Source organism: Ensifer sp. EB106-03-01-XG145 (assembly GCF_058792075.1).
The window spans coordinates 1-15872 of sequence record NZ_JBYTEC010000047.1 but is presented as its reverse complement, the minus strand read 5'-3'; the positions used below and the strand labels follow the sequence as shown (position 1 = coordinate 15872).

Here is a 15872-nt window from a genome sequence, read left to right as displayed (position 1 = left end):
AACGAAGTAATAATGATTAGGATGGCGTCGCGTTTCTAAGTTGATTACTTTGTCTCATCTTTAATTAGCTGTGACATTGTATGTATGTAGGTACATTCTATTTTCAAGTGCGACATGCCAATGATTTCAACGGCTTCCCCTTGGAGATTTTGGAATGTCACGACGCTATTCGCAACTGAATCTCGCCGATCGACGTCGCCTACACCATTTTGTCGAACGCAAAGTGCCGATCAATGAAATGGCGCGCCAACTCGGTCGGCATCGATCGACGATCTATCGCGAGATCAGACGCAACACATTCCACGATCGCGAGCTGCCCGAATATAGCGGCTACTTCTCGACGGTTGCCGACGACATCCGCAAGGAGCGTCGGCGGCGCCTGAGGAAGCTCAGACGTCATCCGCAATTGCGCGAACTGGTCATCGACCGATTGAAGGCCTACTGGTCGCCGGAGCAGATTGCCGGCCGTCTGTGTTCGGATGGGCTTAGCCTCGTTCGGATCTGCCCTGAGACGATCTATCGTTTCGTCTATAGCAAGGAGGACTACGGGTTGGGCCTCTTTCGCTACCTGCCGGAGGCGCGCCGCAAACGTCGCCGTCGCGGCTCCAAGAAACCCCGCGACGGCGTCTTCCCTGCCGTCTGTAGGATATCACAACGCCCTGGTTTTATTGATGATCGCTCGCAGTTCGGCCATTGGGAGGGCGACTTGCTGATCTTCCAACGCGACATGGGTACTGCCAACGTCACCTCCCTGATCGAGCGCAAAAGCCGCTACACTGTGATGATCAAGAACCCGAGCCGGCACTCGCGACCGATCATGGACAAGATCGTCGATACCTTCGCACCGTTGCCGGCGTTTGCCCGACAGAGCTTCACGTTTGATCGCGGTACGGAGTTCGCCGCTTTTAGGGCTTTGGAAGATGGCATCGGCGCCCGCAGCTGGTTTTGCGACCCCAGCGCACCGTGGCAGAAAGGTGCGGTGGAAAACACCAACAAGCGCATCCGCCGCTTCATGCCAGGCGATACGGACCTCGCGGTCATACCGCAGCACGCGCTCAATCGGCTGGCACGCGACCTCAACAACCAGCCGCGAAAGTGCCTCGGCTACAAAACCCCGGCAGAGGTTTTTGCTACACATTTGCAGGAAGCCGAGTGATCCCCTACCCTTCAAAACAGGCATGATGCACTTGGGTTAGGTTCTCCAATCCGCAAGGTTAAAGTGTCCTGATCCTGCAAAGTTGGAATGTCACTCTCCCCGGGTTTTGATGACCTGGGAGATTGCGGATGGGATTGATTGCGATGAGCTAACGCGATCTGCAACGGATTGAGGTTTTGTCGAAAGTGACCGCCGGTCGGATGACGCTGGTGTCGGCGGCGCATGTCCTGGGCTTAAGCACGCGCCAGGTACGTCGTCTGCTGGATCGGATCAGCACTGGCGGTGCAGCGTCGATTCGGCACAAGGCGATCGGCCGGCCATCGAACAATCGGATTTGTGACGGCGTGCGCGATTATGCCATGGCGGTCGTGCGCGAGCGCTATGTGGACTTTGGTCCGACGCTAGCGGCCGAGAAGCTTGCCGCGCGTGATGGTCTGACGGTGTCGCGCGAGACCTTGCGCCAATGGATGTCTGAGGCCGGCCTGTGGCTGTCGCGCAAGCAGCGGCGGACGTTCGCCCGATCCTTGCATCCTTTGATTTGTAGAGCCGAGCCCCTGCCCCGCATCATGCCGCCGCCCATCATATCATTCATCAAGGTTTCCATCCTCAAATTCACCGAGGTGACCAGCTCGGACCCGAGCGCTCTGGAGCGGTGCGGACCCGGTGTCGTCAGCGCGGCTCCCGATCCGCGACCGCCGTGCCGTCGACTACGCGGTCGCTCGGATGCAACACGACCCGATCACCCGGCGAAAGCCCGGATAGCACCTCCACCAGTTTGCTGTTTCGCTGCCCAGTGCGGACGACCGTGGCACGGGCACGACCGTCCTTGACCGCAAAGACGGCCCAGTCGTCTCCTCGCCGGAACAGGGCACTCACAGGTAATGTAAGTGAATCTTTGGATTCCCAGATGGCCACGTGAACGATGACGCGGAAGTCGTGACCCAGCCGTGCCCAGGATTCGGGTGGATCGACGAGATCGATCACAGTGCCGACGCGCTGTTCCTCGATCCCGAGAGCGGAGACTTTGGCGAAGCCGGCTGGGTCGACGCGTATCACGCGGCCGCGCAGGACCGGTCCACCCCAGCCATCGATGGTGACCGCAGCGCCGGCCTTGATCTGGACGGCCTCGGTCGAGAGGAAATCCGCGACGATCTCGAGGTCCCTCGGATCACCGATCTGGACGAGGGGCGCGCCAGCCTGAACAACTGCTTCGTCCTCCTGGACGATCCTGAGCACACGGCCGCTCTCGGGCGCGCTGATCTTAACGCAGCATCCTTGATTGGTACTGGCATCCGTTCCGGATGACTCGAGAAGGCGCGCTGACGCCACCGCCTGCTCCCGACGTCGCACCTCGAGCTGTGCCTTCGCCGTCGCGAGTTGTGCTTGGATGGTTTCGAGATCGAATCTCGCCTTTTCCAGATCCCGTTCGGGAATCGTGTTGCTGCGTGCGAGGCCCTCCGCGCGCGCAAGCTCGGTACGAGCGAAGCTGACCGCTGCGTCGATGCGACGTATCTCCGCCTCAGCCAAGGTTACGACGGCGTTTGCGGCGACGAGCGCAGCATCCAGTTCCGCGCGAGAGCGGACATCGAGCAGACCGGGAGCCATCGGCTGCATGACCGCGACGATCGTCCTGCCCCGGACCACTTCGTCGCCGACGTGGAGAGAAGTCTCATCATGGCCATCAGGCCGGGATATCCGCAGAACCCTTCCGGCCACCGGCGCGGAGACGGTGTAGACATGCCGGACGCGTGTTCTTGCCTCCTCGTCAGCCGTCACCGCCATCGGGCCCCTCGCCGCCCGTGCCGTGTCGACGGGAATCGGGCGCGGCCAGGCGAACCACGCGACAGCGACCGCCGCCACGCCCATCGCTCCAAGCCACCCGACCCGTTTCAACCAGTTCCGCTGCATGGTCCTATTCCCGAGTTTTGAGGACAGCCACAAGGTCGAGCGCGTAGACCCGACGCCCGACGACAAGCGCCGAGATCAGCGCCGCCACAAAAATGATCGCGGTCGCCAGCACGTAGGTGAGATTCTCGACGACAAGGGGTACGCGCATAAGTTCCCCGGCAAGCTGCTTGTCCATGAGCCACGAAAGGCCGTAGCCGATCGCCCAGCCCGGCGGCTGAGCAAGGGCGACAATGACAGACAGTTCGAGAAGCAGGATGCGCATCGTCTCGCCCTGGCTGAAGCCAAGGACTCGCAGCGTCGCGAGTTCCCGTGCGTGCTCTGAAAACGAGATGCGTGCGCTGTTGTAGACAACGCCGAAGGCGATCACGATGGACAGCCCTGTGTAGATGCCAGCCATTGTCGTCACGATGATCGCGAGGCTCCGACGGAAGTTCACGAGGGACACACGCTGCAGCGCCACGCCGGCAACGGTCGGCATCTGCTTTATGGCCTCGTAGAGCAGGTCAAGCCTGCCGTCGTCCACGCTGAGATGGACACCGTTCGCAACCGGAGCCTCGCGCAACAGCCGGGACAGGGTCCGACCGTCCATCATTGCGGCAATACCGAAGTAGTCCTCCACCAGAGCGGCTACCGTCAGCTCGACGGATCGCCGCCGCCCGTCGAGCAGGTCCACTTCGACGGTGTCACCCACGCGCGCATCGAGAAGACGTCCGAGGTAGGCGGAAATCGCCACCCCGGTCTCCGGCAGGCTGACCGTGCGCAGGTCGACATCGATGATACGGCTGAGATCGGCTCCGGGTGGCCTGCCTGAGAGCAGCGTCCTGCGTTCCCGGCTTCCCTTTCGAATGCGGATGGGGACCTGCCGATAAGGCTCGGCGGCAAGCACGCCGGGCAGCCTGCTCACGTCGAACAGAACCGTCTCTGGCCGCTTCTCGACAAAGCTGATCGTCGCATCCTGGCGGTCGGCCATGAAATACGTGACGTCGACCAGCTCCTCCATGGCATTGCCGATAAACAGCGAGACCACGAGAATGGCAGTCGCAAACGCCATGCCGAGGGCCGCCAGTGCCGCCCGGATCGGCTTCCGCGCCATGCCCCTGACCATCATCATCGTGCGTTGAGACAGCAGAGAGCCAAGCTCCATCCGGCCGAACAGCGCGCGCTGGAACGACGGAGGAGCCGGAGGCTGCATCGCGACCGCCGCGGCCAGCGAGACGATCTCTCGAAGGGACCGGAAAGCACCTCCGAGAGCAGCGAATACGCTGAGGAATGCAGCGAGGAGATAGACGTCGGGATTGTCGGCGAAGACGAGGAATGGGAAACGGTAGTAGTCGCCGAAGAGCCTCGTCACGTAAACGCCGAGCCAGGTTCCCGCCACGCTGCCGATGACTATTCCAATCAGGGCGACGACGGCGACGAATTTCACATAGTGGGCGACAATGCTGGCGTCGAAGTACCCGAGCGCCTTGAGCAAACCAAGCTGCTCGCGTTCGAGCGCGACCAGTCGGCTGAGTGTCAAGTTGACGAGGAAGGCGCTGACGACGAGGAAGATCGGCGGAAGCGTGCGGCTCATGTTTCGGAGCATGTCGAGCCCGTGCTCGAGATAGGCATGCGAGGTCTGGTCCTTGCGTCCGTAGGCAGCGCCGCCGCCGTAAGGCTCGAGCATATCGTCGAGCGCATCGGTGACTTCCGTCTCCACGGCATCCGGCATCAGCTTGAGGCTCACCGAGGAGAACGCGCCCTCCAAACCGAAGACCTCGGCCAGAGCGCGCTCCGACATCCAGATTACCGCAAAGCGGCGATCATCGGGCATCCGGTCGCCGGGGCCGATCGCATAGACATACTCCGGCGACAATGCGATGCCGACGATCGTCAGCTCACGCTTGCGGCCGTTGAGCGTGGCGGAGAAACGGTCACCTGGCTCGAAGCCGTGCGCCTTCGCAAAGCTCTCGTTGACCACCACCTCCTCCAGATCGTTCGCGCCAGGCAAACGTCCGTCTCGCATGTAGAGCCGATTGAGCAGCGGGGAGCCGCTTTCGGGAAGCGAGATGAAGCGCCCGGTCGCAGGTTCGGGGAACTCCGGGATGTCGAGAAGCGCAAGCTTGGCGATCCGGGCTTCGACCACGGCGACGCCCGAAATCTCGGCGATGCGCGTGACGAGCGTCTTCGGAGCTCGTGTCACCTCCGCGAAGATGTCAGCGAACTGGTAGCGCTCGTAGTAGGCGGTGCGCGTCTCATCCAGCGACCTGAACGATCCGGTCGACAGCACAAGGGATGTGACGCCGCCGGCGATCACCAGGGCGATGGCGAAGACCTGTCCCCAGAGCCGCCGCAGGTCCCGCCTCAGTTTGGTGTCCAGCGTAGTCATTGTCTCACCAGGTCAGTGCGGCGGCTGAGAGCCGCCGTTCATTCACCTGAATCTTTGAAATCGATCCGTCGGCAAAGAAGAGCACGCGGTCGGCGACGGCATAGATGCTGGCGTTGTGGGTGATGATCAGCGTCGTGGTCCCGAGCTGGGTGTTGACGTTGACCAGCGCGTCGATCACGCGGATGCCCGTCTTGGAGTCCAGCGCTCCCGTCGGTTCATCGCAGAGCAACACCTCCGGGCGTTTTGCAATCGCCCGAGCGATGGCCACCCGCTGTTGTTCTCCTCCCGAGAGCTGCGCGGGGAAATGGTTCCGCCGCGGCTCGAGCCCGACAAGCGCCAGCGCCTCGTCGGGCCGCATGGGATTGGCCGATATCTCGGTGACCAACGCGACGTTCTCGTAGGCGGTCAGGCTCGGTATGAGATTATAGAACTGGAAGACGACGCCGACGTGCTCACGTCGGTAGAGGGTGAGACCGCGTTCCGGGAGGGTCGTCAGCTCGGTGTTTCGGAAGAAGAGCTGCCCGCTCGTCGGGCGATCGAGACCACCCATTATGTTCAGCAACGTCGACTTGCCGCTTCCTGACGGCCCCAGCATGACGACCAGTTCACCCGCTTGTATGTCGAGACTGACATCGCGCAGGGCATGCACGGTGACTTCGCCGGTCAGGTAGGTTCTGGTGAGGGACCGGGCACGAAATATCGTCTCCGTCATCGTCTCCTCCAAGGCGAATTGGGTCGTCTAGCCTTGCTTACGCTGAACCGCCGGTGGGCAGTTCAGCGTTTCTCGGGTGCCATGCACGATCCCTACATCATGCCCATCATCGGAGGCAGGAGCAGCTTGTCGGCCATCTGCTTCTGCTCTGCCCCGAACAATTGATAGAGAGGCTCAAGGGCGGCTTTCAATTTCCGCACGCCTCCGAGACGGCTGTTCAATAGGCTCTCCCGACGTTCGAGACGCTGCAAGGGAGTCGCTGCGGCCCCGCCCAGCGTGCCCATGGCGTCTGGCATTTGCATCATGCCATCCTTCATGCCGCCGGCATTGGCACGCAGAATATCGGCGAAGGCGTTCCATGATGCCTCCTGCTCCGACGTTATCTTGAGTTCCGTCTTCAGGAACGCGATCCGTCCTTCGACATGTTCGGGAGCCATCATCTCGGCCATCGGCCCCATGCTCCGAGGTCTCATTCCTCCCGGTCCGCCAGCCATCATCCGCATCATGTTGCCCATCATGTCACCCGACATCATGCCGCAGGACATCATGGAACTCGGGTCCGCCCCGGAATCCGACGGTTGGGCCATTTGTTCGCTCGTTTGCTCTGCAGGGGTCTCGGGGTGATGCGCGTCTTCAGCAAAGACTGGCGTCGAGAGACTGAGCACCGTACCCGCCAGCAGGATCGTCCGCAGTGTCGTCATTTCGCTTCTCCTAAGCTCCGATAAACGACTGGTATCAAGGGTACGACGGCTGAGACAGTTCACATTGACGCAGATCAAGCTCAAATCAGAAGTCGCAAAGGCGGGCGAGACCAAGAAGAACAATCAAAGCAGCGCAGGAGAGATATTCTGTCGGCTGGCTATTGACCTTGCCATCGTTGGAAGCACCACATTCGACCATATCAATCCTTCACGAGGAGTTCTCGAATGTACCATCTCAATATCCCCGACGTGACCTGCGGACACTGTGCTGGCGCAGTCGGAAAAGCGGTGAAGTCGGTCGATCCCAACGCCAAGGTCGCCGTCGATCGATGCCAAGACCGCATCGATCGACTCTGGCCTCCGACGCTTTTGTTTCTGCGATCGAGGAAGCGGGATACCAGGCGTCCTTTAAGAAGTCCTGCTGCAGCCACGTGGCTTGAAGCATAGGGGTACGCCGCCGACATGCCGGAACACGTCGCTCAAGCGGCGTGAAGAACGACAGTTCGGCCGCAGATGTTGGCGGCGTATCGCATCACACTATCACGATCCCGCGAGCAGCTGCCGTCATTGCGGCAGCTCAAAGATCGGATGACCGGGGAGGTCTTGACTGTTTTCAGAACAAGCATTGCCCAGGAGCTTCCCCATGAGACGTTCCCCCGGACCTTCAAATGCAATATTGGCACTTGCAATCCTGGCTGCGACCGGGACGTCCGCTATTGCTGCAGGTTCCCACGATCATCCGACAGAGAACGGCAGCGCCGAGGCTCCGCTCGATGTCGTCCGTCCTGCCCGTGACTTGGCGCCCCCGATTGCAAGAACAGAGCCTGCGACGGTCGCGGTAAAACTGGACACGGTCGAGGTGACGGGAAAGCTCGCAGACGGCGCGACCTACCACTACTGGACATTCAACAAGAAGGTTCCAGGTCCGTTCGTGCGTGCCCGAGTGGGCGACACGATCCAGGTGGAATTGTCCAACCGGGCCGACAGCAGCGAACGCCACAGCGTCGACTTCCATGCCGTGACGGGGCCTGGCGGCGGAGCGGTCGCGACGGATGCCGCACCGGGAGAGACCAAGGGCTTTTCATTCAAGGCCTTGAAGCCGGGTCTTTACGTATATCACTGTGCCGTGCCGCTTGCCGCGCATCACATCGCCAACGGCATGTATGGCCTGATCCTCGTCGAGCCGCCGGGCGGTCTGCCGCCGGTCGACCGCGAGTTCTACGTGATGCAGGGCGAGGTCTACACATCGCAGCCATACGGCTCCAAGGGGAAGCTGACGGAGAGCGTCGAACGGCTGCTCGATGAAGACCCGGAATACTACGTCTTCAACGGGGCCGCCAACGCGCTTGCGGGCGAAAATGCCCTGACGGCGAAGGTCGGCGAGACAGTCCGCATCTACTTCGGTGTCGGCGGCCCGAACAAGACATCCAGCTTCCATGTGATCGGAGAAATCTTTGACAAGGTCTACCAGTTGGCCTCGTTGACCACGGAGCCTCTATCCGATGTCCAGACGATCACCGTGCCTCCCGGAGGCGCGGCCGCGGTCGACATGAAGCTGGAGTTTCCCGGCGAATACGTCCTCGTGGATCACGCCTTGTCGCGGGCGGCACGCGGGCTGGTGGGCAAGTTGGTCGTCAGCGGTGAGAACCGCGCCGAGCTGTTCCAGAGCGCCACGCCTGCTGCGGCCGAAGTTGAGCACAGCGAGCACAGCGCTCACCGATTGGATTGAGCCTCGGCCCCGTGCACCAGTTTTCGGCCACGACGACCGCTACTCACCCTTTGCTCTAAACTTGGCGTGGCAGGAGGTGCAGATCTGCAGCATCATGTGGAAGGCGTGCTCGGCAGGCATTTTCACCGGGTCCGGAGCTGCCGCCTTCCTCTTGGCGAGCGGCCCGCCCATTGTCACGTCCCCGCCCTTCATTCGCATCTCGGGAGCGAGAACAGCCGGATTGCGATCGGCTGCGACAACAAGCGCCGACGCATAGACGCCAAGTTCGGCCGCCAGCCTGTCGAACGTTGGCCGATCGGCCCCGATACTGGCGCTGGCCTTGGACGCTTCGGCGAGGACCGGAGCTTCGAACAGCGCCGAGAGCTTATGCCCGGAATGGACCCGGATGGTCTCGGCGGCCGCTTTGAAAGCCCTTGAATCGTATGTCGAGGTGTCTTTGAACATGGCGTCGATGATCTTGGCCGCACCTGCCATCGCCTTCATGTCCTGCTGTCGCTCGGCCACCTTCGGCGACTTCGACTGTCCCGTCGCTGCGGAGATCGCCATGGTGAAGACGGCTGCTGACAGTACCAGTGCTCTCACCTTCAATCTCATGCTCTCCCAGTTTAGTCCAACGCCGCGTAGCCGAGTCTTCGCGGACAGCGTCGATTGATCAAGGTCAAGGCGATGCCTGCACGCAACGCGCATTATGCTCGAAGACAGTACGGGGTGTCGAACCAAACCATGATCGCCGCCAGTCACATCGTCCGGAAACGTGCAGGGGAATTGCTGGCCGTCCTCGTCGCGATTCTGTTTCTGTTCGTGCCGATGACTCAGGCCGCCCAAGTGGATTGCGGGACACACGCTGTCGGCAGCCAACATGCCGTCTCCTCGCAGGTTAAAACCGATCTTCACGCCGACAGCAAACCACACGGCCCGAAAGCGTGCTGCACGAGCGTCTGCAGCCTGTGCTACGTGGTGTTCCCCACTTCAGTTATCGGCGAAATCAACTTGAACTCGGACGGTCGCCGGGACCTCGCTCCTCAACCGTCCATCAACGGGATCACCTCCCGCCCCGCCATAGGCCCTCCTCGATCCACCGGATGAACGAGAACAGCCGTCGCTTGTCGGCTGTCTTCCCCGGTCGCATCCTGTGGTGCGACCTTCGCCGGCATTGGCCGGCACGGAACGAGAGGTCAATGGATATGAAACGCCGTGAATTCCTGGGCGGATTGATGTCGGGCGTGGTGGTCGCCGCATCGGCTGCCGCCCTACATCCAAACAAAAGTTGGGCTGAGGCCAGTAAGGCGACATCTTCGGGCGGGGGCACCCGCTCGCTTGCGGTCACAAAACGCGTCATCGAGGTGAACGGCAGAGCCGCCGATGTGTTCGGACTCCTCCAACCGAATGGCACTGTCGGGCTGACGCTCGACGCGGAGGCTCCGTTCGACGTCGCCCTTGCAAATCAAGGCGGGGAAGCAACGCTCATCCACTGGCACGGCCTTGTGCCGCCATGGAATATGGACGGGGTTCCGGACAATCCCGCAGCGCTTCTGAAAGCGAAGGAAACCCGGCGCTACAGGTTTCCGGTCGGCTCCGGCGGCACGCACTGGATGCATGCGCATACGCTCCAGGAGCAAAACCTGCTTGCCGCGCCCCTGATCGTGCGGACCGCCGACGACAGGCAGCGCGACGAGCAGGAAGTGTTCGTCCTGCTGCATGATTTCTCCTTCACGCCTGCCGAGGAACTGCTCGCCAAACTTAAGGGGGCGACAGGCGGCCACGGGATGAACCACAGCGGGATGATGCAGGGCATGACATCCAACATGCAGGGCGGCCACATGTCGGGAATGGCGATGCCGGGCATGGCCGCCATGGACCTCAACGACATCGAGTACGACGCCTATCTCGCCAACGACCGCACGCTCGATGATCCGGAAGTGGTCACCGTCGAAAGCGGCGGACGCGTCCGCCTGCGCATCATCAATGGCGCGACGGCCACCGCCTTCACCATCGACACGGGCACGATCGCCGGACAGATGATCGCCGTCGACGGGCAGCCGATCCAACCGATTTCCGGAAACCACTTCCCGATCTCCATGGGCCAGCGGCTCGATATCCGGCTTGAACTTCCGAAGTCGGCCGCAGCCCATCCAATCCTGGCGCTGCGCGAGGGCACGGATCATCGCACAGGCATCATCCTGGCGCCGTCCGGCGCAAAGATCGCCAAGATCGCATCGCGCGGGACGGAACCCGGCCCGGTCGTGGGGCTCGACCTGGAACAGCGGCTGGCAGCCGTCACACCTCTTCCCGCCCGTCCCGCCGAGCGGCGGTTCGAGCTCACTCTGACGGGCAACATGAGCGGCTACGACTGGCGGATCGAGGGCGGCGACGGCCTTGATGTCCGCGAGGGCGAAAGGGTCGAGGTCGCCATGCGCAACATGTCGATGATGTCACATCCGATGCATCTGCACGGTCACCACTTCCAGGTGGTCGACATCAACGGAAAGGCAATCGGCGGCGCCGTGAGGGATACCATTGTTGTTCCACCGATGGGGAGCGTGAGCGTCGTGTTCGACGCAAACAATCCCGGCCGCTGGCCGCTCCACTGCCATCACCTCTATCACATGGCATCGGGAATGATGTCCTTCGTCGCCTACGCATAAACAGGATACGTCCGGCCCCCTTGCTAGGTGGCTGGATGCTAGCTCTGTTGGAGGCGGGTACCATTACGGAGAAATCCCATGGACGAGCATAAGCATCATCACGAACATAAAGGTCACGACCATCATCATCACGCCAATCAGAATGCGAAGCGCGCCGAGGCCATAGGCAAGCAGGGCTCACAGCAGGATGGGGTGATCTACACCTGCCCCATGCATCAGCAGATACGTCAGCTCGGCCCCGGCAATTGCCCGATCTGCGGCATGACGCTTGAGCCGGAAGTCGTCACGGCCGACACTGGACCGAGCGCGGAGCTAGTCGACATGCTGCGGCGGTTCTGGATCGGACTGGTCCTGACATTGCCCGTGCTGGCGCTCGAGATGGGCGGTCATCTCACCAACCTGCACATGCTGCTCGGTCCGCAGATGTCGAACTGGATCCAGCTCGTCCTGGCGACCCCGGTCGTCCTTTGGGCTGGCGCGCCATTCTTCGAACGGGCCTGGCAATCCATCATCAATAGGCACCTCAACATGTTCACGCTGATCGCCATGGGAACGGGGGTCGCCTGGGTCTACAGCGTCGTCGCAACGGTCGCACCCGGTCTGTTTCCGGAAACATTCCGATCCGGCGAAGGGGCGGTCGCGATCTACTTCGAAGCGGCCGCCGTCATCACCGTTCTGGTGCTGCTCGGGCAGGTTCTCGAGCTGCAGGCGCGCGAGCAAACGGGCGGCGCGATCAGGGCGCTTCTCGATCTCGCTCCGAAGACCGCCCGCCGCATACGCTCCGATGGCACCGACGAGGATGTGGATCTAGAGGCCGTCGCCGTCGGCGACAAGCTGCGCGTCCGCCCTGGCGAGAAGGTTCCGGTCGACGGCACGCTTGTGGAGGGCCGCAGCTCGGTCGATGAATCCATGATCACTGGCGAGTCGATGCCCGTCACCAAGGAGGTCGGCGCGAAACTCATCGGCGGCACCATGAACAAGACGGGCGGCTTCGTCATGGAGGCTGGCAAGGTCGGGCGCGACACGATGCTGTCGCGGATCGTGCAGATGGTGGCGGAGGCCCAACGCTCCCGCGCCCCGATCCAGCGCCTCGCCGACGAGGTTTCCGGCTGGTTCGTTCCAGCGGTCATCGCGATCGCCATTATCGCCTTCACGGTCTGGATGTGGCTGGGACCGGAGCCGCGCTTCGCGCACGGACTGGTCGCCGCGGTCGCGGTGCTGATCATCGCCTGCCCGTGCGCCCTCGGTCTGGCCACGCCGATGTCGATCATGGTCGGGGTCGGCCGCGGCGCCCATCTCGGCGTGCTGATCAAGAACGCCGAGGCTCTCGAGCGCTTCGAAAAGGTCGACACGCTGGTGGTCGACAAGACGGGAACGCTCACCGAGGGCAGGCCGAAGGTGACCTCGATCGCCACGACGGAGAGTTTGAACGAAGACGAACTGCTTCGAATGGCTGCGACCCTGGAACGCGCAAGCGAACATCCGCTCGCGGCGGCCATCGTCGAATCCGCGATGGAGCGCGGCCTGACGCTCGGCAATGCGGAAGACTTCGACAGCCCCGTCGGCAAGGGTGTCACGGGTTCCGTCGAGGGTCGCAAGCTGATCATCGGCAGTCATCGGATCATGGAGGAGTCCGGCGTAGACGTGTCTGCCCTGACCAGGGAGGCGGAGGGTCTGCGCGGCGAAGGCGCGACCGTCATCTTCGTGGTCGTCGATGGTCGAGCCAGCGGCCTCTTCGCCATTTCCGACCCGATCAAGGCGACGACCCCCGAAGCCGTGCAGACATTGCTGAACGAGGGCGTCCGCGTTGTCATGTTGACCGGGGACAACAAGACCACGGCCGAAGCTGTCGCTCGGAAGCTGGGCATCAAGGAGGTCGAAGCGGAAGTCCTGCCGGAGCACAAGAGCGAGATCGTCGCGCGCCTGCGCAAGGAGGGCCGGATCGTCGCCATGGCGGGAGATGGTGTCAACGACGCACCTGCGCTGGCCGCCGCCGACGTCGGCATCGCCATGGGAACCGGGACCGACGTGGCGATCGAGAGCGCAGGCGTGACCCTGCTCAAGGGCGACCTCCAGGGGATCGCACGGGCGCGGCAGTTGAGCCATGCGACGATGAAGAACATCCGGCAGAACCTGTTCTTCGCCTTCATCTACAACGCCGCGGGAGTGCCTGTCGCGGCGGGCGTGCTCTACCCGGCCTTCGGCCTCCTGCTGTCCCCGATCATCGCGGCGGCGGCGATGGCCCTGTCGTCGGTCAGCGTGATCGGGAATTCTCTAAGATTGAGGAGTGTCCGGATATGAACTGGGATCGCAGATGGACCTTGTTTGCAGCGTCGCTCGCGGTGATTGCCGCGTTCTTCTTCCTTCGCGAGCATTGGCAGCACGTCTTGGGTTTCACACCCTACCTGCTGCTGCTTGCCTGCCCGTTGATGCACTTTTTCCATGGCGGCCACGGAGGTCACGGTGGCCATGGCGGACATCGCCATGACCTAGGAGATCGCCCGACGAATCCGGGCGACATCACATGACACGCTCGCTCGGCGGAAGCGAATGCCGCCGCTTCCGCCGAGCGAGGTCATCGAGTTACCGAGGGATCACTTAGCGTGCTCTTTGACCCATTTGGTCATTTCTTCGATTTCCTTCTTCTGGGCCTCGATGATGTTCTTGGCCATGGTCTTGGCCTTCTCGTCATCGCCGTACTTCAGCTCGACCTCGGACATGCTGATCGCACCCACGTGATGGCCGATCATGCCGCAGACGAACGCGACATCCGGGTCCTTGGCCATCATTCCCTGCATCATGGCCGGGTGCATCTTCTGCATCGACTCCATCATCGCTTTTTGATGGTCGGCCATTTCGCCCATATGCATGTCGCTGGGCATCTTCATGTCGCCACTCATCGAGGCTTCCGACTTGCAACCGTCGGGCATCGCCATCTGAGCCGATGCCATTGCTGTCGTTACGAGAAGGATGGCCGCCCCGGCGACCAAAAGCTTGAGAATGCTGTTCATTGTACTCTCCATGTTCGGATGAAAGGCTGTTCAGACCAGGAGAATCGACCAGAACCGGACAACATGGTGATTTCGTGCAGCAGCTCGACGGCGAGACGATGTCGGATGAGACCTGATCTGGCTCCGTCAAGGAGGGGCAATGGAGGTCGACATGAAAGGGTGTCGCCTTCGTGCTGTGCAGATTGAATACCCCAAGGCAGAGAACGCCGATCACAATAATTAGGAGTGAAACTCGGAAGGCAGGCATGAGGCGCGGTTCCTTCGAGCCTACAACCCGTCCGCCGATCAAAAGTTCCGCGCCCGAACCAGCATCAGATTCCGATCGCCGCCTGCGTGCTGAGCGTCGCCGCGGCAAGGACGATGTAGCGCGCCGTCTTCCCGATGCCGACAAGCAGCAGGAATGACCACCAGGGTTCCCGCAAGACACCTGCGATGACAGTCAAAGCATCTCCGAAGATCGGCATCCACGAGAGCAGCAGCGACCACCGGCCATAGCGGCGGTACCATCCGACGGCCCTATCTAACGCGGATGCCCTCACAGGAAACCAGGATCGGTCATGAAACCGATCTAGGAAACGTCCGAGCACGGCGTTTAAAGCCGCACCCAATACGTTTCCGGCGCTTGCAACGACGACAAGCCAGGTCGTCGAGAATTTCCCTGACGCGAGCAAGCCGACAAGCACCGGTTCCGACTGGAAAGGCAACACCGTGGCCGCCCCGAACGCGGCGAGAAACAATCCGAGATACGCTGCTAGATCGGCCATGCGTTCTCGCCTGGATCAAGCGGGAAGGTCTGCCTCGCCCGACATCTGACCATCTTACTTCCCTTCCCATTGCTTCCGTGGTCCATCGATAAAATGCCGTTTTGGTGCGGTGCCACATAATAGACGCGAATCCCTTTGAGGGTGGAACCTGACAATTGACAACTTTGGGGTCGAAAGCAGTCCTCGCGCATGGGCAAGATGTATCGAATCGCATTGCAAAGCATGCTGGTTCTGCTTCGTCTGGTGATCGTCACGTCACTGGCGGGATACTCGTTGCCGACAGCCTCTGCCGCCATGCATGGGTCATGGGCGAATTCTGGAAAGCAGGCGGCTGACCATCACGCGCAACCCGACGTTCACGATGAACTGGCCAGCGCCGACCACTCGCATGGTGATCATCCATCCTCGACCGATGAAGATCAGAAAGTCGTCAAGCAGGACTGCTGCAAGGACTTCTGTGCCAGTATTGCCATCTTGGGCGGAACAAGCGGCGGCGGTGGGCCGCGCGTGGTATCGATCCGCGAATTCATCGACGATGCCCGTGCCTTGGGCCAATTTCCGTCTCTCCACCGCCCCCCGAACATCTGAATAGGAAATCGCCCGTCCCACGGGTTTGAAACGAGCATGGAGAGCGCGGTTTGCTTTCCATGCCGACGCTTCGGCCAATTCGGATTTCACCATGAAACCGATGTCACTGGTGGCCGCTGCCCTCCCGCTTCTTGCGAGCGGGTACGCTGCCGCGTTGCCTCCCTACGCAATTTACCCCGGCGACCCCACCGCCGGTCGTGCATGCCCATGAATCAACCAAAGGACCAAACAATGAAACCTGCGATGCTCGGACTTCTCCTCGCCGCTATCGCCTCCCCGGCGCTCGCTTC

The 15872-nt window shown here is 61.6% G+C and carries 14 protein-coding genes and 2 pseudogenes; 9 read left to right on the top strand and 7 right to left on the bottom strand.

All coding sequences use genetic code 11. The features are described from left to right. The first annotated feature begins 154 nt into the window (after nucleotides 1-154). A complete protein-coding gene (locus AC3WWH_RS34125; RefSeq protein WP_065377358.1) occupies nucleotides 155-1156 on the top strand; it encodes an IS30 family transposase in 1002 nt (333 codons plus the stop codon). A 158-nt stretch (nucleotides 1157-1314) separates the two neighbouring features. Beyond that, nucleotides 1315-1671, top strand: a pseudogene (locus AC3WWH_RS34120) (helix-turn-helix domain-containing protein); the annotation flags it as partial. Nucleotides 1672-1825: 154 nt separating this feature from the next. Here the strand turns inward: AC3WWH_RS34120 and AC3WWH_RS34115 are convergent. The 4 genes from AC3WWH_RS34115 to AC3WWH_RS34100 form a co-directional block, all read right to left on the bottom strand. After that, nucleotides 1826-3064 carry a permuted SH3 domain-containing protein gene (locus tag AC3WWH_RS34115; protein ID WP_113399701.1) on the bottom strand — a complete coding sequence of 413 codons (1239 nt, stop codon included), beginning with the start codon at nucleotides 3062-3064 and terminating at the stop codon, nucleotides 1826-1828. A 4-nt stretch (nucleotides 3065-3068) separates the two neighbouring features. Then, nucleotides 3069-5432 (bottom strand): FtsX-like permease family protein, encoded by a 2364-nt coding sequence (locus tag AC3WWH_RS34110; RefSeq protein WP_113399702.1) that lies wholly within the window; start codon nucleotides 5430-5432, stop codon nucleotides 3069-3071. A gap of 4 nt (nucleotides 5433-5436) precedes the next feature. Further along, entirely contained in the window at nucleotides 5437-6144 is a 708-nt protein-coding gene (locus AC3WWH_RS34105) for an ABC transporter ATP-binding protein (protein WP_058320983.1), read from the bottom strand. A 92-nt stretch (nucleotides 6145-6236) separates the two neighbouring features. Beyond that, nucleotides 6237-6845, bottom strand: a complete 609-nt coding sequence (locus AC3WWH_RS34100; RefSeq protein WP_058320982.1) for a Spy/CpxP family protein refolding chaperone — start codon at nucleotides 6843-6845, stop codon at nucleotides 6237-6239. Nucleotides 6846-7070: 225 nt separating this feature from the next. On the opposite strand from AC3WWH_RS34100, the pseudogene AC3WWH_RS34095 reads away from it, so the two are divergent. Continuing rightward, nucleotides 7071-7285 (top strand): annotated as a pseudogene (locus AC3WWH_RS34095) (heavy-metal-associated domain-containing protein). Nucleotides 7286-7488: 203 nt separating this feature from the next. Continuing rightward, on the top strand, nucleotides 7489-8574 hold the full coding sequence (gene nirK, locus AC3WWH_RS34090; protein ID WP_058320981.1) for a copper-containing nitrite reductase: 1086 nt from the start codon (nucleotides 7489-7491) through the stop codon (nucleotides 8572-8574). 39 nt (nucleotides 8575-8613) lie between these two features. On the opposite strand, the gene AC3WWH_RS34085 is transcribed toward nirK, so the two are convergent. Further along, nucleotides 8614-9168 carry a cytochrome c gene (locus tag AC3WWH_RS34085; RefSeq protein WP_058320980.1) on the bottom strand — a complete coding sequence of 185 codons (555 nt, stop codon included), beginning with the start codon at nucleotides 9166-9168 and terminating at the stop codon, nucleotides 8614-8616. 54 nt (nucleotides 9169-9222) lie between these two features. On the opposite strand from AC3WWH_RS34085, the gene AC3WWH_RS34080 reads away from it, so the two are divergent. The 4 genes from AC3WWH_RS34080 (at nucleotide 9223) to AC3WWH_RS34065 (ending at nucleotide 13747) form a co-directional block, all read left to right on the top strand. Then, on the top strand, nucleotides 9223-9660 hold the full coding sequence (locus tag AC3WWH_RS34080; RefSeq protein WP_162752639.1) for a hypothetical protein: 438 nt from the start codon (nucleotides 9223-9225) through the stop codon (nucleotides 9658-9660). Nucleotides 9661-9758: 98 nt separating this feature from the next. Further along, nucleotides 9759-11219, top strand: a complete 1461-nt coding sequence (locus AC3WWH_RS34075; protein ID WP_492377597.1) for a multicopper oxidase family protein — start codon at nucleotides 9759-9761, stop codon at nucleotides 11217-11219. Nucleotides 11220-11297: 78 nt separating this feature from the next. Further along, on the top strand, nucleotides 11298-13520 hold the full coding sequence (locus tag AC3WWH_RS34070; protein WP_113399704.1) for a copper-transporting P-type ATPase: 2223 nt from the start codon (nucleotides 11298-11300) through the stop codon (nucleotides 13518-13520). Continuing rightward, on the top strand, nucleotides 13517-13747 hold the full coding sequence (locus tag AC3WWH_RS34065) for a DUF2933 domain-containing protein (RefSeq protein WP_058322590.1): 231 nt from the start codon (nucleotides 13517-13519) through the stop codon (nucleotides 13745-13747). The genes AC3WWH_RS34070 and AC3WWH_RS34065 overlap by 4 nt, the downstream gene beginning before the upstream one ends. 66 nt (nucleotides 13748-13813) lie before the next feature. On the opposite strand, the gene copM is transcribed toward AC3WWH_RS34065, so the two are convergent. After that, nucleotides 13814-14230 (bottom strand): CopM family metallochaperone, encoded by a 417-nt coding sequence (gene copM, locus AC3WWH_RS34060; RefSeq protein WP_113399705.1) that lies wholly within the window; start codon nucleotides 14228-14230, stop codon nucleotides 13814-13816. A gap of 311 nt (nucleotides 14231-14541) precedes the next feature. Then, nucleotides 14542-14994 carry a YqaA family protein gene (locus AC3WWH_RS34055; RefSeq protein WP_113399706.1) on the bottom strand — a complete coding sequence of 151 codons (453 nt, stop codon included), beginning with the start codon at nucleotides 14992-14994 and terminating at the stop codon, nucleotides 14542-14544. 189 nt (nucleotides 14995-15183) lie between these two features. On the opposite strand from AC3WWH_RS34055, the gene AC3WWH_RS34050 reads away from it, so the two are divergent. Then, nucleotides 15184-15582, top strand: a complete 399-nt coding sequence (locus AC3WWH_RS34050) for a hypothetical protein (protein ID WP_058322166.1) — start codon at nucleotides 15184-15186, stop codon at nucleotides 15580-15582. Nucleotides 15583-15872 lie beyond the last annotated feature (290 nt).